Source organism: Paraglaciecola sp. (assembly GCF_030730205.1).
Lineage (GTDB): Bacteria > Pseudomonadota > Gammaproteobacteria > Enterobacterales > Alteromonadaceae > Paraglaciecola.
In genome coordinates this window covers 1-25,614 of sequence record NZ_JANQVQ010000010.1, presented here as the reverse complement: position 1 = coordinate 25,614, position 25,614 = coordinate 1, and the positions used below count along the sequence as shown (strand labels likewise).

General features: G+C 42.6%; 23 protein-coding genes. 16 read left to right on the top strand and 7 right to left on the bottom strand.

Annotated features, from left to right (window positions below; translation table 11 throughout):
- Positions 1–118 precede the first annotated feature (118 nt).
- The gene (locus NWQ57_RS00875; protein WP_306020040.1) at positions 119–1,414 is read right to left on the bottom strand and encodes a DEAD/DEAH box helicase; all 1,296 of its coding nucleotides are present in this window, start codon (positions 1,412–1,414) and stop codon (positions 119–121) included.
- Positions 1,415–1,571: 157 nt separating this feature from the next.
- Positions 1,572–4,661 (bottom strand): ribonuclease E, encoded by a 3,090-nt coding sequence (gene rne, locus NWQ57_RS00870; protein ID WP_306020042.1) that lies wholly within the window; start codon positions 4,659–4,661, stop codon positions 1,572–1,574.
- A gap of 586 nt (positions 4,662–5,247) precedes the next feature.
- Here rne and rluC point away from each other — a divergent pair.
- Positions 5,248–6,207: a 23S rRNA pseudouridine(955/2504/2580) synthase RluC gene (rluC, locus tag NWQ57_RS00865; RefSeq protein ID WP_306020039.1), complete on the top strand. Its 960-nt coding sequence runs from the start codon at positions 5,248–5,250 to the stop codon at positions 6,205–6,207.
- Positions 6,208–6,250: 43 nt separating this feature from the next.
- Here rluC and NWQ57_RS00860 read toward each other — a convergent pair whose 3' ends face one another.
- Positions 6,251–6,853 carry a nucleoside triphosphate pyrophosphatase gene (locus NWQ57_RS00860; protein WP_306020038.1) on the bottom strand — a complete coding sequence of 201 codons (603 nt, stop codon included), beginning with the start codon at positions 6,851–6,853 and terminating at the stop codon, positions 6,251–6,253.
- A 125-nt stretch (positions 6,854–6,978) separates the two neighbouring features.
- On the opposite strand from NWQ57_RS00860, the gene yceD reads away from it, so the two are divergent.
- From yceD to NWQ57_RS00790, 14 genes are all read left to right on the top strand, one after another.
- Positions 6,979–7,506, top strand: a complete 528-nt coding sequence (yceD, locus tag NWQ57_RS00855; RefSeq protein ID WP_306020036.1) for a 23S rRNA accumulation protein YceD — start codon at positions 6,979–6,981, stop codon at positions 7,504–7,506.
- A gap of 9 nt (positions 7,507–7,515) precedes the next feature.
- A complete protein-coding gene (gene rpmF, locus NWQ57_RS00850; protein ID WP_306020035.1) occupies positions 7,516–7,686 on the top strand; it encodes a 50S ribosomal protein L32 in 171 nt (56 codons plus the stop codon).
- Between the two features lie 18 nt (positions 7,687–7,704).
- Positions 7,705–8,730, top strand: coding sequence for a phosphate acyltransferase PlsX (gene plsX / locus NWQ57_RS00845; RefSeq protein WP_306020034.1), 1,026 nt, complete (start codon positions 7,705–7,707; stop codon positions 8,728–8,730).
- Positions 8,731–8,733: 3 nt separating this feature from the next.
- Entirely contained in the window at positions 8,734–9,693 is a 960-nt protein-coding gene (locus NWQ57_RS00840) for a beta-ketoacyl-ACP synthase III (RefSeq protein WP_306020033.1), read from the top strand.
- Between the two features lie 23 nt (positions 9,694–9,716).
- On the top strand, positions 9,717–10,643 hold the full coding sequence (gene fabD, locus NWQ57_RS00835; protein WP_306020032.1) for an ACP S-malonyltransferase: 927 nt from the start codon (positions 9,717–9,719) through the stop codon (positions 10,641–10,643).
- A gap of 17 nt (positions 10,644–10,660) precedes the next feature.
- On the top strand, positions 10,661–11,398 hold the full coding sequence (fabG, locus tag NWQ57_RS00830) for a 3-oxoacyl-ACP reductase FabG (protein ID WP_306020031.1): 738 nt from the start codon (positions 10,661–10,663) through the stop codon (positions 11,396–11,398).
- Positions 11,399–11,582: 184 nt separating this feature from the next.
- On the top strand, positions 11,583–11,822 hold the full coding sequence (acpP, locus tag NWQ57_RS00825; RefSeq protein WP_068375444.1) for an acyl carrier protein: 240 nt from the start codon (positions 11,583–11,585) through the stop codon (positions 11,820–11,822).
- A 74-nt stretch (positions 11,823–11,896) separates the two neighbouring features.
- Positions 11,897–13,135, top strand: coding sequence for a beta-ketoacyl-ACP synthase II (gene fabF / locus NWQ57_RS00820; protein ID WP_306020029.1), 1,239 nt, complete (start codon positions 11,897–11,899; stop codon positions 13,133–13,135).
- A gap of 83 nt (positions 13,136–13,218) precedes the next feature.
- Positions 13,219–14,058 carry an aminodeoxychorismate lyase gene (pabC, locus tag NWQ57_RS00815; RefSeq protein ID WP_306020041.1) on the top strand — a complete coding sequence of 280 codons (840 nt, stop codon included), beginning with the start codon at positions 13,219–13,221 and terminating at the stop codon, positions 14,056–14,058.
- A gap of 9 nt (positions 14,059–14,067) precedes the next feature.
- The gene (mltG, locus tag NWQ57_RS00810) at positions 14,068–15,078 is read left to right on the top strand and encodes an endolytic transglycosylase MltG (RefSeq protein ID WP_306020028.1); all 1,011 of its coding nucleotides are present in this window, start codon (positions 14,068–14,070) and stop codon (positions 15,076–15,078) included.
- A 20-nt stretch (positions 15,079–15,098) separates the two neighbouring features.
- On the top strand, positions 15,099–15,728 hold the full coding sequence (gene tmk, locus NWQ57_RS00805) for a dTMP kinase (protein WP_306020027.1): 630 nt from the start codon (positions 15,099–15,101) through the stop codon (positions 15,726–15,728).
- Positions 15,729–16,622 carry a DNA polymerase III subunit delta' gene (holB, locus tag NWQ57_RS00800; protein WP_306020026.1) on the top strand — a complete coding sequence of 298 codons (894 nt, stop codon included), beginning with the start codon at positions 15,729–15,731 and terminating at the stop codon, positions 16,620–16,622. It abuts the gene before it with no gap.
- 22 nt (positions 16,623–16,644) lie between these two features.
- The gene (locus NWQ57_RS00795; protein ID WP_306020025.1) at positions 16,645–17,427 is read left to right on the top strand and encodes a TatD family hydrolase; all 783 of its coding nucleotides are present in this window, start codon (positions 16,645–16,647) and stop codon (positions 17,425–17,427) included.
- Positions 17,428–17,701: 274 nt separating this feature from the next.
- Positions 17,702–18,304, top strand: coding sequence for a DJ-1/PfpI family protein (locus NWQ57_RS00790; RefSeq protein WP_306020023.1), 603 nt, complete (start codon positions 17,702–17,704; stop codon positions 18,302–18,304).
- Positions 18,305–18,338: 34 nt separating this feature from the next.
- Here NWQ57_RS00790 and NWQ57_RS00785 read toward each other — a convergent pair whose 3' ends face one another.
- On the bottom strand, positions 18,339–19,667 hold the full coding sequence (locus NWQ57_RS00785; RefSeq protein ID WP_306020022.1) for an NCS2 family permease: 1,329 nt from the start codon (positions 19,665–19,667) through the stop codon (positions 18,339–18,341).
- Between the two features lie 356 nt (positions 19,668–20,023).
- On the opposite strand from NWQ57_RS00785, the gene NWQ57_RS00780 reads away from it, so the two are divergent.
- Complete coding sequence (locus NWQ57_RS00780) at positions 20,024–21,022, top strand: adenosine deaminase (protein WP_306020021.1); 999 nt, start codon at positions 20,024–20,026, stop codon at positions 21,020–21,022.
- Between the two features lie 94 nt (positions 21,023–21,116).
- Here the strand turns inward: NWQ57_RS00780 and NWQ57_RS00775 are convergent, their stop codons facing one another.
- The 3 genes from NWQ57_RS00775 to NWQ57_RS00765 form a co-directional block, all read right to left on the bottom strand.
- Positions 21,117–21,431: a hypothetical protein gene (locus NWQ57_RS00775; RefSeq protein ID WP_306020020.1), complete on the bottom strand. Its 315-nt coding sequence runs from the start codon at positions 21,429–21,431 to the stop codon at positions 21,117–21,119.
- A 138-nt stretch (positions 21,432–21,569) separates the two neighbouring features.
- Positions 21,570–23,243: a cupin domain-containing protein gene (locus NWQ57_RS00770; protein WP_306020017.1), complete on the bottom strand. Its 1,674-nt coding sequence runs from the start codon at positions 23,241–23,243 to the stop codon at positions 21,570–21,572.
- A gap of 96 nt (positions 23,244–23,339) precedes the next feature.
- A partial coding sequence (locus NWQ57_RS00765; RefSeq protein ID WP_306020016.1) for a TonB-dependent siderophore receptor occupies positions 23,340–25,614 on the bottom strand: 2,275 nt, incomplete at its 5' end.

The following is a 25,614-nucleotide window of genomic DNA, read 5'->3' as shown; positions in this document are numbered from 1 at the left end:
CATTGTGCAAAATTGGGCGCAATGGCGCCAAGGCCCGCCGCCTTTTACTAAGTAAGCAGATAAAATAGCCGTCATGTCAATGCGTAATAGATATGACGGCGTGTTGTAGCGATTGGGTTTATTGTTGCGGTTTTCGCTGTGGGCGCGCCGCACGCTTAGCCTGATGATTGTGACCAGTGCGATTTTCACCCGAACGTTGTCCATCACGATGATCAGGTTTAGGTCTTTTGGGTTTATTCGGTTTTATCGGACGGGTATCTAAACGAGACTCTGGTACTGGATTAGTGGGCTCAAAACCAGCTACGGTTTTGCGGTTTATCACTTGTTTGGTGAATCGCTCAATATCCGCTAACAAACCAAATTCGTCAGCAGCAACAAATGAAATCGCTTGGCCAGTAGCGCCAGCACGGCCCGTTCTGCCGATACGGTGCACGTAATCTTCAGAGACATTAGGCAAATCATAATTGACAACTTGCGGCAACTGGTCGATATCTAAGCCGCGAGCGGCAATATCTGTAGCCACAAGAGCTTTAATTTTACCTTGTTTAAAATCAGCTAAGGCCTTAGTTCGTGCGCCTTGGCTTTTATTTCCATGAATAGCAGCTGCAGCTATGTTTTTGGCTTCTAATTGTTTAACGATCCGATTGGCGCCGTGTTTGGTGCGACTAAATACCAATACTTGTTGCCAATTTTCATCTTTGATTAATTTAACTAAAACGGCCGTTTTTTGCGTTTTATCAACTGGATAAACCCATTGCTCAACAGATTCGACAGTGGTGTTAGCAGGTGATACTGATATTTCAGTAGGATTATTTACCAAGCCTTTTGCCAGTTTGCGAATATCATCAGAGAAGGTGGCAGAAAACATTAAGGTTTGACGTTTGACAGGCAGCAATTTGATGATTTTTTTAATGTCATGAATAAACCCCATGTCTAACATTCTGTCAGCTTCATCTAAGATCAAAATCTCTAGTTGGCTGAACCGAACCGCATTTTGATTATAAAGATCCAGCAAACGTCCTGGTGTTGCCACTAAGATGTCGACGCCTTTGCGCAGTTTAATCATTTGTGGATTGATACCCACACCACCAAACACAACAGCTGAGCGCAAAGGTAAATCTTTACCATATGCTTCAACACTTTCACCTACTTGCGCTGCAAGCTCACGGGTTGGCGTTAGGATTAAGGCTCTGGCTTGATTGGGACCTGCGGGTTTACCCTTGGTTAATAATTCAAGAATAGGTAGGGTAAAGCCGGCTGTTTTTCCTGTGCCCGTTTGTGCTGCAGCCATAACATCTTTTCCAGCTAGCACGGCTGGAATAGCCTGTAACTGAATAGGAGAGGGAGTGTCGTATCCTTTGGCCAATACGGCAGAAAGAATTTTGGGTGATAAGCCTAATTCGGCAAAACTCATAGAAAGATCTCAGTATAAAAATTACATGAAACAAGAATTAACTTTAGCATCTTGTTAAAGGGGTGGCTTACTTTGTTGAAGGAAGTGAAGCTCATGTGGGGCAAAACTAACAAAACCGCAAATGCTTGAGCATTTGCGGTTTTAACTAGCTTATTATTTATTCTTCAGAAGTGGGGCGTGTAGCTGGAGCCGTCACACTGAATGCTGCACTTTTAAAGCCTGCTGTCTTACCCGACACTTTAATGGCAGGTCTTGCATCATTGGCAAGCGCTTTGATATCGAGTTCCGTGAAGGCTTCGTCAATAGAGACAGGCCTTGCCATGGGGGCTGAAACAGACTTCTGAACTTTAGCCACCGGTTTAGCTTGCGTAAGCGCTTTACTGACTTTGACTTCAGCTTGTGCGGTAACGGGCTGCTCTGCGGGGCTTTCAGTCTTAGCGGTTTCTACCGGCGCTGCTGGTTGTTCAACAGGTGCTGACTCAAGCGCTTGAACGCTTTTCGCTTCTTCGGTTTTAACGTCTACAGCCACCGCTTCATTTGTTACTTCAGCTTTTACTGGTTCTTGAGGTGCAGGGCTTACCTGTGCAGCAGTTTGTTCAGTCACTTCAGATTTGGCATAGGGAGCTTCCGTTACTGAAGGCTCTTGTTGAGAAGGGCGCTTTTGATCAGAAAGTTCCATCACCGCTTGAGCGGGTTCAGGCGTTTTTTCTGGTGCTACAGAAGAGGCTTCATCTTTCGCTACTTTTGCTTCGCTAGGAACCGGTGCGTCAAATTGTAATTCATCTTGAACAACAGCATCTTTTACTTCAGCATCTGCTTTTTCTTCATTTTCTTTACGGCGTTTTTGACCCGCTGCTCGAATATGGCGAGGAGAACGACGACTGCGCGCGCGCGAAGTGTTTTCTTCATTCGATGGTTGTTGTTCACCTGCATCAGCGCTTTCTAGGTTATTCGCTTCAGTCACTTGCTCAGACTGCTCAACGCTTTTATCCTCAACAACCGGAGCTTTAGTTACGGCCTTGGTTTCTGCATTTGCTGCTGGTTTAGGTTGTAGCGGAGTCTCAGTCTGGTCATGTTTACTGATTTGCTCTGGCGCCTGCGTCTCAACAGTATTATTAGCTTGTGCAGGAGCGTCTTTAGCCGGTGCTTTAGGGACGGCTTTATCATCAACGTTGGTATTGGGTTTATCGCCTTCGACACGCACTGTACGACGAGTATCTCTGCGCTTACGACGCTCTGCTACACGTTCGTTTTTCTTAGGTGCGGGGGCAGGTGATTTATTGTCTGCTTGTTTATCCGCTACTACCGCTGTTTCGCTTGTTGCATTAGCTGTGTCATCACGACGAGGTTTATTACGCTTGTCGTCACGACGGGGCCTGCGCTCAGAACGGTTATTGGCTTGTTCATTACCGTCCGCTTTACCTTCGGTGCGCTCTTTTTGCTCGTAGGGTTTAGCTGTTTTGTTTCTATCATTGCGGTTGTTACGGTTATTACGCGGGGCGCGTTCTTTATTTCTGCTATGAGTCGCTTTCTTCGGAACTTCAATAGGCTCTTCTGATTTAAATAAGCCAGATAACCACTTGCTCACTTTCGTCAATAATGACTCGCTTGCTTGAGCTTCTACTTTTTCTGCAGTAGGCGTAGGTACATTCGCCGCTTTATCAGGAGATACTAAGCTTTGAAGGGCTGGCTGTTCACGGGTGACGGGGGCCGCCACAGTGCGATCAGCAACCGTTTCTTCTACTTCTACTAAGGCTAAGTTATAGCTCATTTCCTGTAATACATCGTCAGGACGACGACGTACTAAATTGTAGTGTGGGGTTTCTAATTTGGGATTAGGGATAATGATTAATTGCACACCGTGACGTTTTTCAATACTGGCAACTGAGCGACGTTTTTCGTTCAGAAGATAAGTTGCCACGTTAACCGGTAACTGCGCTTCAATTTGCCCAGTGTTGTCTTTAATGCTTTCTTCTTCCATGATACGAAGAACAGACAACGCCAAAGATTCCGTACCACGAACGGTACCGTGGCCAGAACAACGAGGACAAACGTTATGTGCAGAATCACCCAATGAAGGGCGTAAGCGCTGACGAGACATTTCCATTAAGCCAAAACGTGAAATTCGGCCCAATTGCACACGTGCACGGTCATGTTTGACAGCGTCTTTTAAACGATTTTCCACTTCACGTTGATGGCGAATTGGGGTCATATCAATAAAGTCGATAACCACTAAACCACCTAAATCACGCAGACGCAGTTGTCTGGCAACTTCATCTGCCGCTTCAAGGTTAGTATTGAAAGCCGTTTCTTCGATGTCACTGCCTTTCGTTGCGCGGGCTGAGTTAATGTCGATTGAGGTTAATGCTTCAGTTGGGTCAATAACAATCGAACCGCCAGAGGGCAAGCGTACTTCACGTTGGAAGGCTGACTCAATTTGGCTTTCTATCTGATAATGGCTGAATAAAGGTACTTCGCCACGGTAAAGTTTTACCCGATTAACAAAGTCAGGACGCATTTGTTGCACATGCTTTAAGGCACGTTCATGCACATCAACTTGGTCAATCAGTATCTCACCAATATCGCGACGTAGATAGTCACGCAAGGCGCGCACAACCACGTCACTCTCTTGATGAATTAAAAATGGAGCAGGACGGGATTCAGCGATTTCTTTTATCCGAGACCAACCTGTCACGAGGTAGTCTAAGTCATAGGCTAATTCTTCAGGAGATTTACCTACCCCTGCGGTACGGACGATTAAGCCCATACCATCGGGTAATTCTAGGCCGTTTAAAGCATCTTTTAAATCGGTACGTTCATCGCCTTCGATGCGACGAGAAATACCACCGGCGCGAGGATTATTTGGCATTAAAACTAAGTAACTGCCTGCTAAACTGATAAATGTGGTTAAGGCTGCGCCTTTTTGGCCACGTTCTTCTTTATCAATTTGTACGATAACTTGATGACCTTCTTTGATAACGTCTTTGATATTGGGACGACCATCAAACTTGTAGCCTTGTGGGAAATATTCGCGGGCGATTTCTTTTAGTGGTAAAAAGCCATGGCGGTCAGCACCATAATCTACAAATGCTGCTTCTAAACTGGGTTCGACGCGGGTGATAGTTCCTTTATAGATGTTGGCTTTTTTCTGTTCATGGCCTGGACTTTCAATATCCAAATCATACAGTTTTTGCCCATCTACAAGTGCAACGCGCAGCTCTTCTTGCTGGGTTGCATTGATTAACATTCTTTTCATTCTTGTTTGCTCGGTAAAGTACCGACCGCTCTCGATAAAAGACGTGCAGGGTGATGTGACAATTGCGGTATGCAGCCTCACGACTGTATGCATATTTTAAGTTTTTTAATCGCTTAAGTGTCTCAGCCATTATTAATTAATGCTTTGTTTTATAACACTTTTACCCAAATTCTTTGTGTGGGCACTAGATGCAGCGAGTTATCCAAATTGTTTTTAGCTATTCTTAAAACTTTCAAGCATTCGAACCAACTTACTTGTGGTATTCGGTTGGGTTCAAATGCCTTGTCAATTCATTTACATTCTTTACATCTGTATGGCGATCGATAGTTAAATTAAATCGCTGACGTAAGGGTTCTGTTTAATCACACTGTTGAAAAGTGACTCACTTAACAGTTGCATGTATTGCTTATATACGACTTAGTGTCGTTTGGCTCACAGAACAGGTTTATACATCTGTTTGTTTTTAATATTACTTCGTGCTTAAAAACGGGCGCATTATCACACTAAAGGGTTTAAACTAGCAAGTTATTAAAGCGGTTAGTGTAACAATAGTCATTCCAACTTAAATAGCAGGCATATGAGCGACGAAACATTTTTAAAAGTACAATTTATTACTATTGAACCAGAGCTTGAAGGGCAGAGGATTGATAATTTTTTAAGGACCTTTTTAAAAGGCGTTCCAAAAAGCCTTATTTATCGGATTTTACGAAAAGGGGAGATCAGGGTTAATAAAAAGCGGGTCAAACCAGAATATAAACTGCTTGCCAATGACGAACTGCGTATTCCTCCTATAAGGGTGTCTGAACCAAGTGAGTTACCCTCAACAAAATTAGATAAAGTGTCCAGTTTAGAAAACCACATTTTATTTGAAGACGAATGGATTATTGTGCTGAACAAACCTACAGGTACGGCAGTGCATGGCGGCAGTGGTTTAAGTTTTGGGGTGATTGAAGCATTACGTGCCTTACGTCCGGCTCAAAAATTTTTAGAATTAGTCCATCGTTTGGACCGAGATACCTCAGGCTGTTTGTTGATCGCAAAAAAACGTTCTGCACTGAAAAGCTTACACGAACAACTTCGGGATAAGCAGGTTGATAAGCGATATCAAGCTTTGGTGAGCGGCAATTGGCCCGAAAATCGATTTAAAGTGAAAGCGCCATTGATAAAAAATATTCTTAAGTCTGGTGAGCGCATGGTCTCGGTTAATGAAGAGGAGGGCAAGCCTTCCGAAACGCGGTTTCGAATTTTGAACCAATACAAAGATTCAACCTTAGTTGAAGCCTCGCCTATTACCGGTCGTACTCATCAAATTAGGGTGCATTGTTTACATGCTGGCCATCCTATCGCCTGTGATGATAAATACGGTGACAACAACTTTGATAGTCGAATGCAGCGTTTAGGATTGGGCCGGTTGTTCTTACATGCGTTTTCACTTTCCTTTATTCACCCTAATTCGAATGAACGAGTGAGCTTTCAAGCCCCCTTGGACAATGCGTTAAAAAATGCCTTAGTGAAGTTAGAAAAAGATAATGCTTAATGTATGTGTTCACCTCAAGTGACATATTTCCCTCTGTGATTCATTAACAGGGGGATTGAGTTTGCATATGCTCGAAAATATCGATCCCCCAATTTGAAAATAATTCCACTAGGGCTATTAAGGGTAAACCCACCAAGGTATTTGGATCTCGTCCTTGTAACTTATCAAATAGCGCGATACCTAAACCTTCACTTTTAAAACTACCAGCACAGTCATAAGGTTGTTCAATGCTTAAATAGCGTTGAATTTGCTGGTCGCTGAGTGCTTTAAAACTAACCTCAAAGGTTTCAACTATCGTTTGCTGTTGTTTGTTAGTGCAATCTAACAAACATAAGCCAGTATAAAAGGTGACTGTTTTTCCACTTAACTGTTGCAACTGCAATTTTGCATTGTAGTGATTTCCAGGTTTACCTAAAACGTCGCCCTGACACATTGCGAGTTGATCTGAACCAATAACGAAGCCGTCAGTGTATTGAGTAGCAATTGCTTGTGCTTTTATAAAGGCTAAACGCGCGACTTGAGCTGATACGGTTTCATTTGTTAAGGGACTTTCATCTATATCTGGTGATTGACAGGTAAAAGGTAGAGATAATTTTGCAAGTAAGCTTGCTCGGTAGGGTGAACTTGATGCTAAAATGACTTTCATATTGGATATGTTTGAAAAGCGCTATTAATTATTAAGACATAAAAGCATATTTGTGCTCGGTCTTATACTGTTTTTTATACATTTTCTTTGACTAAAGCCTTACTACTCTATAAGATGCGCGCGCTATGCAAAAAGTGAAACTGCCTAAACAGCTAGACCCAATCAAAAGTGCCAATAAACGTTCCGAGTATCGGGGTGTGATGTTAACTGTTGATATGGCTAGATTGCGTCAAGCAGTTGCTGATATTGACAAAGAAGTGAATGTCGAAGTTAAGTTTAAAAAAGACGAGCAGGGTCTGACTTACTTTGATGGGCATATGTCATGTTCAGCGTCACTTTTGTGTCAAAGATGTTACAACGTCTTTGCTCATCAAATTGATGTGTCGTTCTGCTTCAGTCCAGTGCAGGGTTCTGATAAAGATGACATTGATGAGTTACCGGACGCTTACGAACCGGTTGAGGTCGATGACCATGGAGAAATCAACTTACTTCAGACCCTTGAGGACGAGCTGATATTATCGTTGCCTATTGTAGCCCTTCATGCAGAGGAGGATTGCAGTATTAAAGCGGATGATATGAGTTTTGGAGTAATTGAACCGGCCGATGAGCGCCCAAACCCGTTCGCGGTTTTGAAAGAACTTAAGCGAGACTAGGAGCAAGCAATGGCTGTACAAAAAAGTAAAAAATCCCGTTCAAAGCGTGGTATGCGTCGTTCACATGATGCATTAGGCACCACTACTTTGTCAGTAGATTCAACGTCAGGTGAGACGCATATCCGTCATCACGTGACTGCTGATGGTTACTATAAAGGCAAAAAAGTTATCTCTCTTTAATTTTAAAGGGTGTTGACTTTGAGTCGTCTAACCTTAGCGTTAGATATCATGGGGGGCGATTTCGGCCCCCATATTATTTTGCCCGCCGCATTAAATTCTCTTATCGAAAATCCAAATTTATATCTAGTGTTGTGTGGTCCAATCGATCTATTGAGCAAGTGGTACGACAAACAAGACCCTTTCATTCAAGCTCGTCTGCAATTATCAGATTGCCAGCAAACCGTCAGTATGGACGAAGCCCCTATTGCTGCACTAAGGAATAAAAAAGATTCATCAATGCGCCGTATGCTCGATTTGGTTGAGCGAGGCGAAGCTGACGGCTGCGTTAGCGCAGGTAATACCGGTGCCTTACTTGCCATGGCTTATCATGTATTAAAAATGTTACCCGGCGTACACAGACCAGCCTTGATTTCTTTGATGCCCACAGTCGATAACGGCAAGGCTTATTTACTCGATTTAGGCGCGAATGTGGACTGTGATTCAGAAGTCTTATTTCAGTATGCTGTCATGGGCTCAGTATTGGCTGAACTAGTGGGGGAAATAGAGCGACCTAAAGTTGCGCTATTAAACGTTGGCTCTGAACAAAACAAAGGCAATGATCGAGTTAAAAATACCGCTCGCATGCTGGGTGATACACCTTCTATTCATTATATCGGTTATGTAGAAGGTAATGACATTTTTAGTCAAAAGGCCGATGTCATTGTGACTGATGGTTTTGCAGGGAATATCGCGCTTAAGTCTTGTGAAGGCTTAACAAAGCTTGTATTGAATGAAGTTAAAAAAGCATCAAATTTAAACTGGTTGAATAAAATTTTAGCCAAGATCGCTCTACCGTTGTTACGAAACATCTATTTGCGGATGAACCCCGACCAGTATAACGGGGCGAGTCTGATAGGATTGCGCGGGATTGTGGTTAAGAGCCACGGGAATGCCTCTTCTGAGGCTTTTTTATATGCTATTCGTGAAGCAGTCAAAGAAGTCTCTATGCAGGTTCCATCAAAAATAAAAGATAAAATAGAAGCTGTTTTAATGGAGCGCCACTAATACATGAATTCAAGAATAATTGGCACGGGTAGTTATTATCCAAGTGAAATACGTACCAATGCCGACTTGGCAACAATGGTTGATACTTCTGATGAATGGATCACCGATCGCACTGGTATCAAAGAGCGCCGTATTATTGGTGCAAACGAAACTGCCGCCACGATGGGGGTTGAGGCCAGTAAAAAGGCCATAGAAGCGGCTAATATCGATGTAAAATCTATTGATATGATTGTATGTGCCACCACCAGTGGTCGCTATGCACTTCCTAGCACGGCTTGCGAAATTCAAAAAGAATTAGGGTTAGATGGTATTCCTGCCTTTGATGTTGCTGCGGCCTGTGCGGGCTACTGTTACGCTTTGAGCGTAGCAGACCAATATATCAAAACAGGTATGGTTAAACGGGTACTTGTAGTTGGTACCGATTGCTTAAGTCGCTTAATTGATCCTAAAGATCGCACTATGGTCATATTGTTTGGTGATGCGGCAGGCGCCACTATTATCGAAGCCAGTGAAGAACCCGGTATACTTTCAACCCATATAAATGCTGCTGGTTCGTATGGCGATTTACTCACGATTGGAAATCCTACCCGGGGTGATGAGCTATCCGTTCATCAAAATTGGGGCAGCATGAAAGGCAATGAAGTATTTAAAGTTGCCGTCAATAAGTTAAGTGAAATAGTAGAGCAAACCCTCGCGGCAAATAATATGCAAAAATCTGATTTGGATTGGTTAGTGCCTCATCAAGCGAATTTTAGAATTATTAAAGCAACGGCTAAAAAGTTAGAAATGTCTCTCGACCAAGTTGTACTTACCTTAGAGCAATACGGTAATACCTCAGCCGCAACGGTGCCTACCGCTTTAGACACTGCTATTCGGGATGGGCGAATCAAACGAGGCCAAACCCTTTTATTAGAAGCCTTCGGTGGCGGATTTGCTTGGGCATCAGCCTTAGTTCGTTATTAATTCTTTTTATCTGAGATAGTAATATGAGTAAACAAGCATGGGTTTTCCCTGGTCAGGGATCACAGTCTTTGGGTATGTTAAGTGATTTAGCAACTGAATACCCGGTTATTACAGCGGTGTTTGAGCAAGCAAGTGCCGTTTTGGGCTACGATTTATGGCAAGTAGTACAACAAGACGAATCTAAATTAAACCAAACCCATATCACCCAACCTGCGTTACTAGCGGCAAGTTACGCTTTGTTTAAGGTATTGACTGAGAATGGAAGAAACTTGCCCGACTATATGGCAGGCCATTCTCTTGGTGAATACTCAGCCCTTGTTTGTGCTGGTGTCATTAAATTTACCGATGCTATCAAGTTAGTTGAAGCCAGAGGCGAGTTTATGCAACAAGCAGTGCCGGCAGGAACAGGAGCGATGTATGCCATTATTGGTTTAGATGACGCCAAAGTGGTTGAGTGCTGTGAACGAGCGCAAATAGAAGCTAAAGAAGTGGTCTCAGCAGTGAATTTCAACTCACCGGGCCAAGTGGTGATTGCAGGTACAAGCGATGCGGCAAAGTTGGCCGCCGATTATTGTAAAGAAAGCGGCGCTAAACGTGCATTACCTTTGGCTGTCAGCGTGCCATCTCACTGCGCGTTAATGCAGCCTGCTGCTGAAAAATTACAAGCACTATTAACAAGTATTGAATTTTCTGCAGCTCAGATTCCCGTTATTAATAATGTTGATGTTGCCATTGAATCAGAGCCAATGGCCATTAAATTAGCACTTGTTAAACAACTTTACAGCCCAGTAAGATGGACTGAAACCGTCGTTGCTTTGGCTGATAACGGTGTAGAGAGTTTGTATGAGATTGGGCCAGGAAAGGTACTAACTGGTTTAGCCAAACGAATCGATAAGCGTGTCAGCTGTGACGCACTGAATACCATCGAGTCAATTGCCAATAACGCATAGGTAAATACGAGAATATTATGTCAAATTTAGCTGGAAAAGTCGCCTTAGTAACGGGCGCAAGTCGTGGGATCGGTAAAGCGATCGCCTCGAAATTAGTAGGCCAAGGCGCCACCGTAATAGGTACTGCTACTTCGCAAGGCGGTGCTGATGCGATTAGTGAATATCTAGGTGAAAACGGAGCGGGTAAAGTATTAAATGTAGCTGATCCTGCATCAATAGAAGCCCTATTAGATGGCATTAGTAAAGAGCACGGTGGTGTAGATATTCTCATCAATAATGCGGGCATTACTCGTGATAACTTATTGCTTCGTATGAAGGATGACGAATGGCAAGATATTATGGACACCAACTTAACAGCGATATTCAAGTTATCTAAAGCGGTGTTACGTGGCATGATGAAAAAACGGTTTGGACGCATCGTCAATGTGGGCTCAGTAGTGGGCAGTACAGGGAACGCCGGCCAAGCCAATTATGCTGCTGCCAAAGCGGGGGTGATTGGTTTTAGTAAATCTATGGCTCGCGAGGTCGCTTCAAGAGGTATAACGGTTAACGTGGTCGCTCCCGGTTTTATTGATACTGATATGACTAAAGCACTCACTGATGAGCAAAAAGCCGCAATTTTTAAAGACATTCCTACAAATCGTTTAGGAAAGCCGGAAGAAATCGCAGCAGCAGTGGTATTTTTAACCAGTGATGAAGCAGGTTATATCACTGGTGAAACCTTACATGTCAATGGTGGCATGCATATGTGTTAAATTTCAGGCAAGTAAACGATATTTTGTGAGTCGGTGCTTGCTTGTTAATATTATGTTTATTAGACTGCGTTGTAGGGTGGTTTGACCAGAAAGAAAGTTAGTCGTCATGCTTGCATGCTAGTAACTTGGTGAATACACTACACGCAAATTTATATCTAGAGACTTTTAAGGGATAACTAGAATTATGAGTACAATCGAAGAACGCGTTAAAAAAATCATTATCGAGCAACTGGGTGTTAAAGAAGAAGAAGTTAAGCCAGAAGCGTCATTTGTTGATGATTTGGGTGCGGATTCATTGGATACCGTTGAATTAGTAATGGCACTTGAAGAAGAATTTGATACTGAAATTCCTGACGAAGAAGCTGAGAAAATCACAACTGTTCAATCTGCAATTGATTACGTTAACGCTCATAAAGACGCGTAAAAGTTCAAAAAAACGGCTCTTTCTGAGCCGTTTGTCATTTTACCTTTCTATTGTTATATCGTTCGGAGGCCTCTGTGTCTAAACGTCGCGTAGTTGTGACTGGTCTTGGTATGCTCTCGCCTTTGGGTAATGATGTTAGCTCAACTTGGGAAAATATTATTGCTGGAGTCAGTGGGATAAGCGCCATTACCTCTTTTGATGCAAGTGAATATAGCACTCGTTTTGCAGGTGAAGTAAAAGGCTTCGATGTAGAGCAATATATTCCGAAAAAAGAAACCAAAAAAATGGATAAGTTTATCCAATTTGGTATTGCTGCGGGCAAACAAGCTTTAGCTCATTCTGGCCTTGTCGTTACACACGAAAACGCTGCTAGAATTGGGGTTGCCATTGGTTCGGGCATAGGTGGTTTGGGTTTGATTGAAGAAAATCATAGTCGACTACTTGAATCTGGACCGCGGAAAATATCACCCTTTTTTGTGCCTGCCACTATTACTAATATGATTTCAGGTTTCCTTTCGATTATGGAAGGCTTGAAAGGTCCAAATTTAAATATTGTGACTGCATGCACCACAGGGGTACATAATATTGGTGTTGCAGCGCGAACCATCGCTTATGGTGATGCTGATGCAATGTTAGCCGGTGGTGCCGAGTCAACTATATGTGGCTTAGGGATTGGTGGCTTTGCTGCGGCTCGTGCTCTATCGACCCTTAACGACAGCCCAACCACTGCCAGTCGGCCTTGGGACAAAGACCGTGATGGCTTTGTTATGGGCGAAGGCGCCGGTGTCATCATGCTTGAAGAGTACGAGTCAGCAAAACAACGCGGTGCAACGATATATGCTGAGCTTGTTGGTTTTGGTATGAGCGGTGATGCTTATCATATGACTTCACCGCCGGAAAATGGTGAAGGAGCTGCCGCAGCGATGTTAAATGCCATCAATGATGCAAAGGTTGAACCACAGCAGATTGGCTATATCAATGCTCATGGTACGTCTACACCTGCAGGTGATATTGCTGAGGTTGCCGCGGTGAAAAGTGTTTTTGGTTCTCATGCTAAGCACGTATTAGTCAGTTCGACAAAGTCAATGACAGGGCATTTATTAGGTGCTGCAGGGGCAATCGAAGCTATCTTTACAATTCTTGCGTTAAAAGACCAAATTGCTCCGCCGACCATTAATTTGGATAATCCTGGTGAGGGATGCGATCTTGATTTCGTGGCGAATACCGCAAGAAAAATATCCATGGATTATGCGTTATGTAATTCGTTCGGTTTTGGTGGAACGAATGGCTCGTTATTATTCAAGAAAGTCTAAATTAGTGTAATTTTACGTTTTAACAGTGCATTATTAAAAGCCCAGTTTGTTGGGCTTTTTTATGTGAGGTAGTAAGTACATTGATGATTATTAACGGGCATAGTCAACATTTTATATCAGCGAGTGATAGGGCCTTACACTATGGAGATGGCTGCTTTACTACCTTAGTGTTTGCACAAGGTAAGCTATTGGCATGGCCCTTACACTTAGCGAGACTTAAACAGGATTGCAGCAGATTAGGAATAGACTTTAATCAGTGGCAAGAATTAAGTGATTCCGCACAACACCTTGTTAATCAAAATTCTACGTTATTAAAAGGCGTGCTCAAAGTAATTGTTACCCGTGGCAGTGGTGGTCGAGGTTATAGTCCTTGTGGCGTAACCAATCCTAATTACCTTATTTCAAGTCACGACTTTCCACATCATTATAAAGAATGGCAAAGCAAAGGAATAAAGTTAGTTTCAAGCTCGGTTAAGCTAGGAAAACAACCCTTACTTGCAGGTATTAAACATTTAAATCGTTTAGAGCAGGTGCTCATCAAACAACAATTAACCTCAAGTGAATTCGACGATGCGCTGGTTTGTAATAGTGATAATGAAATTGTTGAAAGCAGCGCAGGTAATATATTTTGGTGGCACGATGATCAGTGGTACACGCCGAAGCTGGATGAATGCGGGGTAGAAGGCGTTATGCGTAACCAAATTTGTACTGTGTTAGCGGTTAATAATCAAGCGGTGAAAAAAGTTAATTCACTGTTTAATAAGAATTTTGTCGCACAAGAAATGTTTATTTGTAATTCACTGATGCAAATAGTCCCAGTTGTGTCATTACAAAGTCACGATGGCCACCACCGTTGGCAATTTTCTTGTCAGCAGGTGAAAAAACTACAGATATTAGTGACAGAAGCACTGAGTCATGAGTAGGTATCAAGGATGATAGGATGGCGTAAAGGGGTAAAGTTAGTTCTTTCATTGATACTTGTACTGGGTTTGGTGTTACTCGGTGCTTATTTTTATCTAGAGCAACAATTAAGCGAAACAAGCGGACTTAGGCAAGCGCAGATCTTTAAAATTGCGAAAGGCCAAAGCGCTATGCAGGTGCTGACCTCTTTAAAAAAGCAGGGTGTTACGTTAAATGTTCCTGCATTCAAAGTTTTATTTAAACTTCGTCCGCATCTCGCTAAATTCAAAGCGGGGACTTACGAAATTTTACCATCAATGAACAGAGGCCAAATTCTGCAGGTCTTTATAAGTGGTAAAGAAAAGCTCTATTCTATCAGTTTGGTAGAAGGCTTGCGTTGGCGTGACTGGATGTTACAGCTACAGAGCCACCCCCAACTTATTTTTGATGATAAAACGGTGAAAACCATTGCTGCGCTTGAGAGTGATTTGCCTAGTCAGTCATTAGAAGGTTGGTTATTACCTGACACCTATCATTTTGCTGACGGCAGCAACGCCAGTTTGGTCATTACCATGGCTCATCAAAATCTCCAGCTAGTGTTAGATGAAGCATGGCAGAATCGCGCTTTAGACCTGCCTTATCACAGTGCCTTTGAAGGGCTTATTATGGCTTCTATCATTGAAAAAGAGACCGGCATAGCGCAAGAAAGGCCCCGTATAGCCGGCGTATTTGTGAATCGTTTAAATAAAAATATGCGTTTACAAACTGACCCGACGGTTATTTATGGCTTAGGTAATGACTTTGATGGGGACATAAAACGCAAAGACTTAAGAACACCAACGCCGTATAATACTTATGTTATTAAAGGTTTACCGCCGACAGCCATTGCTATGGCCAGTCAATTGGCTATTCAAGCGGCGTTTCAGCCACAGGCAACTGAAGAGTTGTATTTTGTTGCAAAAGGAGATGGTAGCCATCAATTTTCTTTAACGTTGCAAGAACATAATAGAGCCGTGCGCCAATATCAGTTAAAAATTAAATAACCCAAGAAGTGAGAGTTGAATTGCAAAATTCAGGAAAGTTTATTGTTATTGAAGGACTAGAAGGCGCAGGTAAAAGTAGCGCCGTAGTAATAGTAAAACAGCTTATTGAAGACGCTGGTCATACCCTGATAACGACTCGAGAGCCGGGCGGCACGCCTATGGCTGAAGCTATCAGAGAGTGTGTTAAACATAATTGGCGTGATGAAAAAGTGACCATTGAAGCCGAACTACTGCTCATGTATGCAGCCCGAGCGCAACTTGTACAGAATGTTATTTTTCCGGCGATTGAGCAGGGCAAGTGGGTATTAGGTGATCGTCATGATATGTCATCACAAGCCTACCAGGGAGGTGGAAGGCAAGTTGCAAGTGAAATGCTGAATGCGTTGCGTGATATCACCCTTAAAGATTTTAGACCAGACTTAACTCTTTATATGGATGTTGAACCCAGTGAAGGTTTAAAACGGGCCAGAGGTCGAGGTGAGCTTGATAGAATAGAGCATGAGCATCTCGATTTTTTTGTTAGAACCAGAGAGCGTTATTTGTCTTTAGCCAAACAAGACGAACGATGTGTAATCATAGATACCATGAAAACGATGGTTGACGTTCACCAGCAGATACGTCAAGCCGTTATGCAATTTTTGGTGGCATAAATGTATCCTTGGTTAACAACAACTTTTCAGCAGCTTGCTAAACGTAAACACACGAATAAGTTGCATCACGCTTTATTACTGCAAGGTTCATTAGGAATAGGTAAAACTGAATTTGCTAAAGAATTTGCATCTTATGTTTTATGTGCCAAAAGTAGCCCTGATCACGCTTGCGGTGAATGCCAATCCTGTTTACTCCAGCGTGCTGGCAGTCACCCGGATTTTCATGAGGTCTTGTCAGAAAAACAAATTGGCGTTGATCAAATACGTGATGCCATTAAAAAACTCAGTGGCTCTGCGCAATTGTCTGGGGCTAAGGTTCTGATTATTTATGCCGCGCATACCATGACAGAAGCCAGCGCCAATGCTTTATTAAAAACACTCGAAGAACCAACCAGTAATACTTTTTTGTTATTAGTGACAGACAAAGCGGAAAGGCTTTTGCCTACCATCATTAGTCGCTGTGAACGCATCCTTATGCCGCCACCTTCACTTTCGCAAACGCAGTCATGGCTGTTAACACAATGGCAAGATCCGGTAGATGAAGAATTTGTTCAGCTTTATGCCCATGCACCACTGATTTTACTTGATGAGTTACAGCAAGAGCAGGGGGTATCTTATGAGGCTTTCAAACAAGGCTTGCAGCAATTAATGACCCAGCAAATTAATCCTTCTAAACTTGCAGCTGATTGGCAAGAACAGGTAGAAAAATTACTGAGTTGGTTACAATTTTGGCTACATCAAACAGTCAAAAAACGCGCTTCGTTGAGTCCTCAACTATGGCAACTGCATCAAGAAGCCATAAAAGCGGTCAAAAGAGTGCGTAATCCAGGTGTAAATAAAGTGCTGGTATTAAATCAGCTCCTTAGCGATATCTCTCTTATTAAAAACCAATAGCATTCATTGCAAAGGAAACCCTGTGTTTGTAGATTCCCACTGCCATTTAGATAGGCTTGATAAATCCACCGATGAATTACGAGACGTATTAGACTTTGCCGAAAAAAGGGGGGTTGAACACTTTTTATGTGTTTGTGTCTCGGTTGCAGACTTTCCAAGCATGTTGGATAAGGTCAATGGTTTAAACAATGTGTCCGTATCTTGTGGTGTGCATCCCCTACATCAAGACGAGGCCTGCGATTATCATACCTTGTTAAAAACCGCTGCCGACCCGCAGGTCGTTGCGATAGGTGAAACAGGACTTGATTATTTTTACAGTGCTGATACCAAAGAGGTTCAGCTGCAATCTTTTATTGATCATATTAAGGTCGCCAATGCGCTTAAAAAGCCTTTGATCATCCATACCCGTGATGCCCGTGAAGACACCATTAATTTGCTTAAAGAACACAAAGATCAGGCCACTATCGGGGTATTACATTGTTTTACTGAAAGTTTGGAAATGGCCCAAGAGGCCATTGAACTTGGTTTTTACATCTCAATCTCAGGCATCGTTACCTTCAAAACAGCAAGTGAGTTACAAGAGGTAGTTAAACATATTCCATTAGAGCGCTTGTTAATTGAAACTGACTCACCTTGGTTGGCTCCCGTGCCTTATCGTGGTAAACAAAACCAGCCAGGTTATGTGCGTGAAGTTGGCGAATTCATCGCGCAGTTAAAGGGTATTACAGTAGAAGAGCTTGCCAAAGTCACTACTCAAAACTTCTATACCTTGTTTAATATCAGCCCTAACAATCATACTAAATAGCCAGGGTTTAGCTGTTTGAGGCGAGTTAGTTCAAGGAAAGTCCCATGCGGGTTATCAATGTTGTCCTTGAAATCTCAATGAGTGTGTATACCGTGATAGGTGCTGAACCTGTTAGCGACAGTCAGCTGAATAAACCATTGTTTGTCACTGACTGATGAAAAGTTGAGGCATTTTGATAATCGAACATGCACTCAAGTCTTTACGAGACACTTTCAGATACTAAAAGCCATGGAATTCGCGCCATAATCGAGTTAAACAAGAGCAGGAATAAATCATGAAAGTGGGTATATATATTTATGAAAATGCTGAGGTTCTGGATTTTTCTGGCCCATTTGAAGTACTAACAACGGCTAATCGAGTCAGTGGTACACCGTATTTTGATGTTAGTTTAGTGGCGGAAAAACCGGGTGTCGTGCTTGCGAGAGCAGGGTACAAAGTACTAGCTGATTATGTTTTTAGTGATGCTCCACAGTTTGATGTGCTTATTGTTGTTGGGGGCGATCACAGTCTGGAAATTCATAAAACGGCGGTACTTGATTGGATTGCACAGCAGGCCAAGAGTGCTCGTATAGTGGCTTCTGTTTGTACCGGCGCATTTCTCCTTGCTCATGCTGGGGTATTGAAGGAGCAAGCCGTTACCACTCATTGGGAAGATGCTACTCAGTTACAAATTGATTTTCCTACGCTTACGGTACGAAAGAATGTGCGCTGGGTTGAAGCCGAGCATATTGTGACCTCGGGTGGTATTTCAGCTGGTATTGATATGACATTATATTTAGTCAGTCGCTTACAAAGCGAAGCGCTTGCTGTAAAAACCGCTAAACAAATGGAATTTTTGTGGCTTAAAAATGATGCGGGAATGAATGCAGGGTTTTAAGCTTCATCACTCCCTTTTTGTTTTTCCTGTGAGTTTATTTTAAATCTAAGATGTATCGCAATATAAAGACCGCCGCCATAATGTAGGTAATTGTACTCACTTGTTTATAACGGCCTGTTCCTACCATAATGCCCACATAAGTAATGAAACCTAATGCGATCCCCTCACTGATACTAAAGGTCAAGGGCATCGCCAATAAAGCCATTGAAGCTGTGGCTAAGGCAGTAATATCATCAAAGTCTAATTGCCTAAAGGAATCCATCATTAAAATCCCTACCATGATAAGTGCCGGGGTAGTCGCCATCAGTGGGATTACCTTCATGAGAGGGGTGAAAAACAAGGCCAGTAAAAAACACAATGCGACTACAACTGCAGTCAAACCAGTACGACCACCTGCCGATACACCTGCGGCAGATTCAACATAAGAGGTCACTGGTGATGTACCGATAGCAGCGCCAACCACACTGGCAGCCGCATCAGCGTTCATCGCCTTACCCATTTTCGGTAACTTTCCCTCTGAGTCAAGCAGGTTAGCTCGGCGAGAAACACCTATTAGGGTACCGATGGTGTCAAACATATTAACGAACAACAAAGCAAAAATAAGATCCCATGTTTCTGCAAGGTGTTCAATTGGATACATAATATCCATCGCCATGAAGGTGGTACTGATACTATCTGGCATGCCTATAAAACTGTCTGTGTGCTGGGTTAAATAGCCGTCTCCAACCGGAATAAAAGCACCAATTAAGGTGAGCACTAGAACTGAAATTAATATCGCACCGGTGACTTTTTTGATGACCAAAACAATGGTTAACAGAATACCGACTAAAGCTAAAAGGGCTGCTGGTTCTGATAAATCGCCAATGGTGACAAATGTAGCTGGATTAGATACAACGATACCCGCATTTTTTAAGCCGATGAAAGCGATAAATAAGCCAATGCCACATTGCACACCAATCTTGAGTGCTGCGGGTATTGCTTCAGCAATTTTGGTTCGAACACCACTAAGAGACAGCAGTAAAAACAATACGCCGTTCCAAAAGACAATGCCTAGTGCCGCGTCCCACGGAATTTCGCGAGTCAAACAGATAGTAAAGGCAAAAAAAGCGTTTAAACCCATGCCTGGTGCCATCGCGATAGGATAGTTTGTCATCAACGCCATCAACAGGGTGCCAATACAGGCCGCCAGCGCCGTTACGGTGATCAAGCCTTCTATGGGCATACCACCAGCAGATAAAATGCCAGGGTTTACAACTAGGACATAAGACATCGCGGCAAAAGTGGTGAGACCTGCTATGACTTCAGTTCTAAAGTTTGTTTTATGTTCTTTAAGCTTAAACATCCGTTCAAAGAAATTTGACATGCAATTTGCTCTTTATGAGGCTATTAAATAGCCGTTTTGCGGTTAATGAAAATTATTCTGCAAAATGCTGACCAATGAGTCCACTTTTTGGTGCGAATTATGCTGAACTCTACAATATTTTATGATGAACTATAAAGTCAGCGAAAACCGCTTACTAAAGCAGCACAATATTTGATAAATAATCCCTAACTGATCAGATAAACAGCAACTCTTGGCTAGAGTGGCCCTATTTTACAGTTGGGTAAAGTGCGGATGTCTAAAATTCGGATAGAGTGAGTTCCATTATGGTGCATTGATCCATTATTGGTGCATCTTAAATAATTATGTTCAACAGTTATGCAGTCAGGAATAGAACAATGAAAAATGAGCTTAAAGAGTGGGTCAGTCGAGTACCCAAAGCTGAACTTCATCTGCATATCGAAGGTTCACTTGAACCTGAGTTAATGATGAGTTTAGCCCTTAAACATGGTGTCGAATTACCCTATTCAAGCATAGAAGAAGTGCGGTCAGCTTACGATTTTCATAATTTACAGAGCTTTTTAGATCTGTATTACTTTGGCGCTTCTGTATTGCGTGATGAAGATGATTTTTATCAACTCATGTATGCCTACTTACAAAAGTGCCGTGAAGATAACGTAGTGCACGCTGAGATCATGTTTGATCCGCAAACCCATACTCAAAGGAATATTGGTTTTGAAGTGTTCATGCCCGGTTTTGCCCGAGCCATCAAACAAGCAGAAAAAGAATGGGGGCAATCTTGCTTGTTGATTATGTCGTTTTTACGTCATTTAAGTGAAGAAAGTGCCATGCAGACCCTCGAAGAAGCACGACACTATTTAGCGATGATCACCGCAGTAGGATTGGATAGCTCAGAGTTAGGCAATCCACCTGAGAAGTTTGAACGGGTATTTGCTAAAGCCAGAGCCTATGGTTTGAAACGGGTTGCGCACGCCGGAGAAGAAGGCCCTCCCGCTTATGTGTGGGGGGCAACCAAGAGCTTAGCCGTTGATCGCATCGATCATGGTGTGCGCAGCATTGAAGATGCTGAACTTGTTGCCCATTTGGTAAAGCAGCAAATTCCTTTAACGGTTTGTCCCTTGTCTAATACTAAGTTAAAGGTGTTTGGACATATGACAGAGCATAACATTCTACAATTGCTTGAACATGGCTTAGTCGCTACGGTCAATGCTGATGATCCCAGTTACTTCGGGGGTTATCTTAACGATAACTATTTTGCATTAATTGATCATTTACCTATCGAAAAATCCCATTTGGTTCAACTGGTCAAAAATAGCTTTAGCGCGAGTTTTTTACCTGAAAAAGTCAAACAAAGCTGGCTGGCCAAAATCATTTAAGTTCAGTCATGTAAAGGCAGTAGCCAGATTCAAGGGTGTAAAATTCCTAGATTTGGCCCTTAATTTGACTTAAGTAAGGCTTAAAGTTGTATAGTTAGTCATGTTTTGAGGCCATTGCAACAGTAATTTTTAGGGCTTCATCTTGTGTAAAACCGCTTTCAATCAAAGCCAGATACATCGCTCTAAAATAGTTGGCTTGTGCGTTTACTAATTCAGGATTACTCAGGGCTTTGGTTTGATTTAACATTTGCTCTGCCAACTGTTGGCTCACAAAGTCTAATCCTCCTTTTTGCCGGCCGGTCTGTTCTTGAGCAAAGCCCAAACTTGAAAATAAGCCGGTGACAAACAGTGGAATAAGCAAGGTGCTTGCTGTTATTGCAGGTGTAAAGAGCGTGGCTTGTTTAAGCAAAATATATCCTCTGGATAAGTGGTTTAACCTTTAGTAACACGACTTGCCAACAAGTTCAAAATACCAACAGTAAAAAAGCGGTATCACCGTTTTTAGTCATACCGCTTTTTGTATTTTACAAATCGTTTTAAAATCTCCTTAGTGGCTCAACTGGTTAATCAGCTGTTTATGCTGCGGAAATTGGGCCAAGAGTGCAGCTTTATCGCCTAATTGCATATCACTGTATTCAAAACCAGGTGCGACTGCTTCGCCAATAAGTCCGTAACCATACTCTCCATCGGTGGGGATGTTAGAGGCTTTCCAAATCCCGCCTTTGACCATCATCTGCATCACTTGCCCTTTGTTTGGATCGGAGCCCATTACGATGGTTTCTAAATGACCATCGGGATGAATGAGGGTGTAGGTGATGGGATCACCCATATGGAAGTAGTGCATGATATCGCTTTGGTTCATATGAAAATGGCCAATAGGCGACTCTGCCGACAATAAATAGTAGATAGAAGTCATGGTCACTCGCGGACCCGCCTCTGTTTTTATCATGGGCCGATGTTCTGCTTTAAAGGTTTGCCGAAAGAAGCCGCCTTCAACGTGACCTTCTAAATTGAGCGCCTTAACTAACTCCTCGGTGCTTAAGTGTTGGGTGAGTTGCGTTGTAGCAACGGGCTTGATAGCGCTTAAGCCTGCTTGGGGAGTAGGGCGAGTATCGTTTTGAATTTCATAAGGCAGAAGGGTTTTAGTCTGTGGCCAATTGGCCACAATGTTGTCTACCACCACACTACCAACGGCATAGGCAGACTCTAAGGAAGACTGCATACCAACATAGCCTTTCCCCTCAGCAATCAAATTGTCTAGGGCGGTCATACTATCAGGCGGCATGGAATAGTTACTGGCCGTGCGCAGCACCATAAAACGGGATTTGTCGGCTTTTTTAGCATTGTCTAAATAGGTAATAGCTTGGTAACTGCCGGTATCTTCCATGCCAGAGGTAACGAAATTACCTTGGCCCTTGGTCCAATAGCGTACCCAATCATTGGCCCATTCGGTTAAATGTTTGCCATGCCAAAAGGTCGCTGCGGCTAATTGATCACCTTGTAAGACAAAAGGCGGTTTTTGCGCATTAGGGTAATTGATGTATTTCGCGCGTAACGCTTCCATTGCGGGGTAATCGCTAAGCGTTACATCTTTGGTTAGCTCAAATGCCCAGTTAGATAACGCTTGATTCAATTGATACACTTCGCCATTGGGTGAGTCTTGATAAGTACTGGCATCAAACTCAGTGGTGGTATCGAGTTTTTGCTCTTGAAACAGCGGGAAATAACCAGATTGCCAATCTGCTGGCATATCTCTGGCGTCGACTTCATGGGCTAAGTCACCATCGACTAAATAATTCGCCCACACCGCTGAGCCAATAGACGCATCGTGTGGATCAACACCAGCAATACCCACAACTAACCAATAGGATTTAGTTAAATCAAAACGCGGATCCAATCCCAGTGCCATAATCGCTGAGGCCGCGCGCGCTGTGCCCATCCCAGTCACAATGCCCAGCACGCCCGTTTTAGGATTTAAGCAGATATCATGGTATGAAGCGGGGAAAGGCACACAGGTATCTAATTTTTGTCCTGCTTTCCACAGCTGAAATTCACCCGCTTTATCGCCTTGGTCTTCACCGATTTCAAACATGTTGACTACCACCACTTTTATCTCCATGGGACCGTCTTTGATGTCGTCTGCCAATATTTCTTTTTGTGGTGAACAAGACAAGATAAAAAACGATAAACTGCTTAAAATAAATACGTTTATTCTGTTCATATATTCCTCTTTAAAAAAAAAGGATAAGTCTGTTTGTGTAACAGCCTTATCCCTTGGATTAGATAAACGACTAACTAAGTTAGTCGTTTTGTTGTACTAGAACTTATAGCTAATCTTCGCTTGATAACTTGTAGGTAGTTCGGGTAATACAATTTGTGCACCAAACAAGTCAGGGAAGTTAGCACGGAAATATTTTTCATCAGTAAGGTTTTTGATTGAAAGATTCGCCGTCCAAGTATCTGTTGAATAAGAAATCCCCGCATTAACCAAGGTATAGGCTGGCAACATTACGCTCTTAGAGAAACCCGAGTAAGTTGAGTCAGCACTAATAATACTGGTATTAACTGTGAAACCGTTTTGGAAGTCATAGGTTGCGGTAGCAGTATAAATGTTTTCAGGAATACCTTGTTTACGCGCATCCTCAATGCTTCCGCCGTTTTCTTTAGAAGGGATTAACGTCAGACCGATAGGATTACCACCTAATACTAACGAAGGATCAGTCAAGCCGGTTAAGTCTTCGATACCTAAGAAACCAAATAATGAGCCACCTTCACCGTTGTTCCATGCAGTTAGGTTATATACTTTCATATTGGTATAACCAGCGGTCATAACCAACTGATCGTTTACCACCCAACGTAATTCAAACTCCGTTCCTTTGTTCTGGGTAGTAGCATTAGTTACGATGGCTTGAGCGTTAAAGTCCGTTCTTTCTTGCTCGTATGATGCTAATGCAAAATACAAGCTATCTTCTAAAAATGAACCCTTGATACCATATTCGGTTAAGGTTGATGTATCAAAAGCGCCGTTGAAAGAGTTACCTTCGTCATCGATTAGTTGTCCATAACCAACTTCAGCACCCTGACCCGCAACTAGAGTGGCCTGCTTAGCCTTAGTAATATAAGGTATTAATCCAAATTCAAACTTGTATGAAATACTGGTATTCCATGATGTACCAGAGAAAGTATCTTCAGCAGAAACAACGGGTCCCTTGTTTAGCAATAAATCGCCACGTGAGGTTGTTTTAACGTCTAAACTGTCATAACGCAAACCAAGTACAATGTTAAGACCAAAATCCCACGTTAAATCGGTCATCGCCGCAAAACCGTAATCGGTATAGTGACCTACATCGTAATTATCAAAGTTATCATTAATACGTGTTGATAATTCGCGTCTGTCTAAGGCTGTTGAAGGACCAGTCAAATCACGACGGTTAAAATACTCATAATTAAAATCATCAGCATGCATAAACTCAGTGTGACGAATAGAAGGAGATATCTGCACTTGAGCAATCATTGAGTCTGTTTCAAATTCATTTGCGAAGATCAATTTGTTTTCAACAACAGAACTGTCATGCATTTGAGAAAAACCGTAAGCATTTTCATTTATGTTGTCATAGGCTTCGTAAAACAATTGGTTTTTAATTTCCCAACCACTTTCGGTGTAATACATGATATCGAAATACAGAGTATCTACAGTATTTTCTAATACATCATCGGCAGCTACTAGCGTTTGATTACCTTTAAGTTTGGTTGTGCCTGGATTAACTAATTTCATTAAATCCGTTGCGTCAGCATCAGTAAAAAGTGACGGCACAGCGTAAAAGAAACCATTTCCAGCAAGATTGACACCGTCGGCACCATATTCTGCATGTGATATTGAACCGTCACCATCCGTGTCTAAGGGTTTGGCCGTGCCAGTAATATAAGTTCCGTTATCAATTAAGTCTTGGCTCAAACGGTTCCAACCTGCAACTTGATTACCATCATACTTATGGTGCATACCGCCCATTTCGAAACGCAAGTTCTCAGTCACATCGATGTTAAATGAGCCTTGTAAAATGGTTTGGTCTGTGCCGCTGTTGTCGTAGTAACTTCCTGAGTTTTCAATTTCTCCGTATAGGTAGAAGCCACCTTTTTTATCGCCAATTGAGCCTGGACCACCGACTTCCGCAGAAAGCACACTTTTGTCCCAACTACCGGTTGTGTATGAAAAAGCACCGGTATTTTCTTCAAGATATTGTCCGCGACTGGCACTAGCAGATTTTGGGTTAAAGTTTAAGTAACCACCAATCTTTGCTGGACCATAAATAGGTGAAGCAGGGCCACGTACAATATCAATTCGGCTTGAAGCACCAATAGGTGTCGGATAGTTACCGGGGTTGTCTAGACGTTTCATGCCGCGGAAATAGGCCTCGCCCGGTGTTCCCCTTACATCTAGTGATCCGGCAACACCGAAGAATGATTGTGTATAAGTTCCCGGAGCAAAGGCGACGAGTTCATCAATATCGCCAATAGAGAAACGTTCCATTTGTTCCTGACTGATGGTAGAGGCCGAGCGAGGAGTTTCTAAGATAGACTTACCAAAGCCAAAT

Bases quoted from the DNA above. Each gene is read 5' to 3' on its own strand.
- NWQ57_RS00875 (WP_306020040.1), bottom strand. From the start codon at position 1,414: ATGAGTTTTGCCGAATTAGGCTTATCACCCAAAATTCTTTCTGCCGTA.
- rne (WP_306020042.1), bottom strand. From the start codon at position 4,661: ATGTTAATCAATGCAACCCAGCAAGAAGAGCTGCGCGTTGCACTTGTA.
- rluC (WP_306020039.1), top strand. From the start codon at position 5,248: ATGAGCGACGAAACATTTTTAAAAGTACAATTTATTACTATTGAACCA.
- NWQ57_RS00860 (WP_306020038.1), bottom strand. From the start codon at position 6,853: ATGAAAGTCATTTTAGCATCAAGTTCACCCTACCGAGCAAGCTTACTT.
- yceD (WP_306020036.1), top strand. From the start codon at position 6,979: ATGCAAAAAGTGAAACTGCCTAAACAGCTAGACCCAATCAAAAGTGCC.
- rpmF (WP_306020035.1), top strand. From the start codon at position 7,516: ATGGCTGTACAAAAAAGTAAAAAATCCCGTTCAAAGCGTGGTATGCGT.
- NWQ57_RS00840 (WP_306020033.1), top strand. From the start codon at position 8,734: ATGAATTCAAGAATAATTGGCACGGGTAGTTATTATCCAAGTGAAATA.
- fabD (WP_306020032.1), top strand. From the start codon at position 9,717: ATGAGTAAACAAGCATGGGTTTTCCCTGGTCAGGGATCACAGTCTTTG.
- fabG (WP_306020031.1), top strand. From the start codon at position 10,661: ATGTCAAATTTAGCTGGAAAAGTCGCCTTAGTAACGGGCGCAAGTCGT.
- acpP (WP_068375444.1), top strand. From the start codon at position 11,583: ATGAGTACAATCGAAGAACGCGTTAAAAAAATCATTATCGAGCAACTG.
- pabC (WP_306020041.1), top strand. From the start codon at position 13,219: ATGATTATTAACGGGCATAGTCAACATTTTATATCAGCGAGTGATAGG.
- mltG (WP_306020028.1), top strand. From the start codon at position 14,068: ATGATAGGATGGCGTAAAGGGGTAAAGTTAGTTCTTTCATTGATACTT.
- holB (WP_306020026.1), top strand. From the start codon at position 15,729: ATGTATCCTTGGTTAACAACAACTTTTCAGCAGCTTGCTAAACGTAAA.
- NWQ57_RS00790 (WP_306020023.1), top strand. From the start codon at position 17,702: ATGAAAGTGGGTATATATATTTATGAAAATGCTGAGGTTCTGGATTTT.
- NWQ57_RS00785 (WP_306020022.1), bottom strand. From the start codon at position 19,667: ATGTCAAATTTCTTTGAACGGATGTTTAAGCTTAAAGAACATAAAACA.
- NWQ57_RS00780 (WP_306020021.1), top strand. From the start codon at position 20,024: ATGAAAAATGAGCTTAAAGAGTGGGTCAGTCGAGTACCCAAAGCTGAA.
- NWQ57_RS00770 (WP_306020017.1), bottom strand. From the start codon at position 23,243: ATGAACAGAATAAACGTATTTATTTTAAGCAGTTTATCGTTTTTTATC.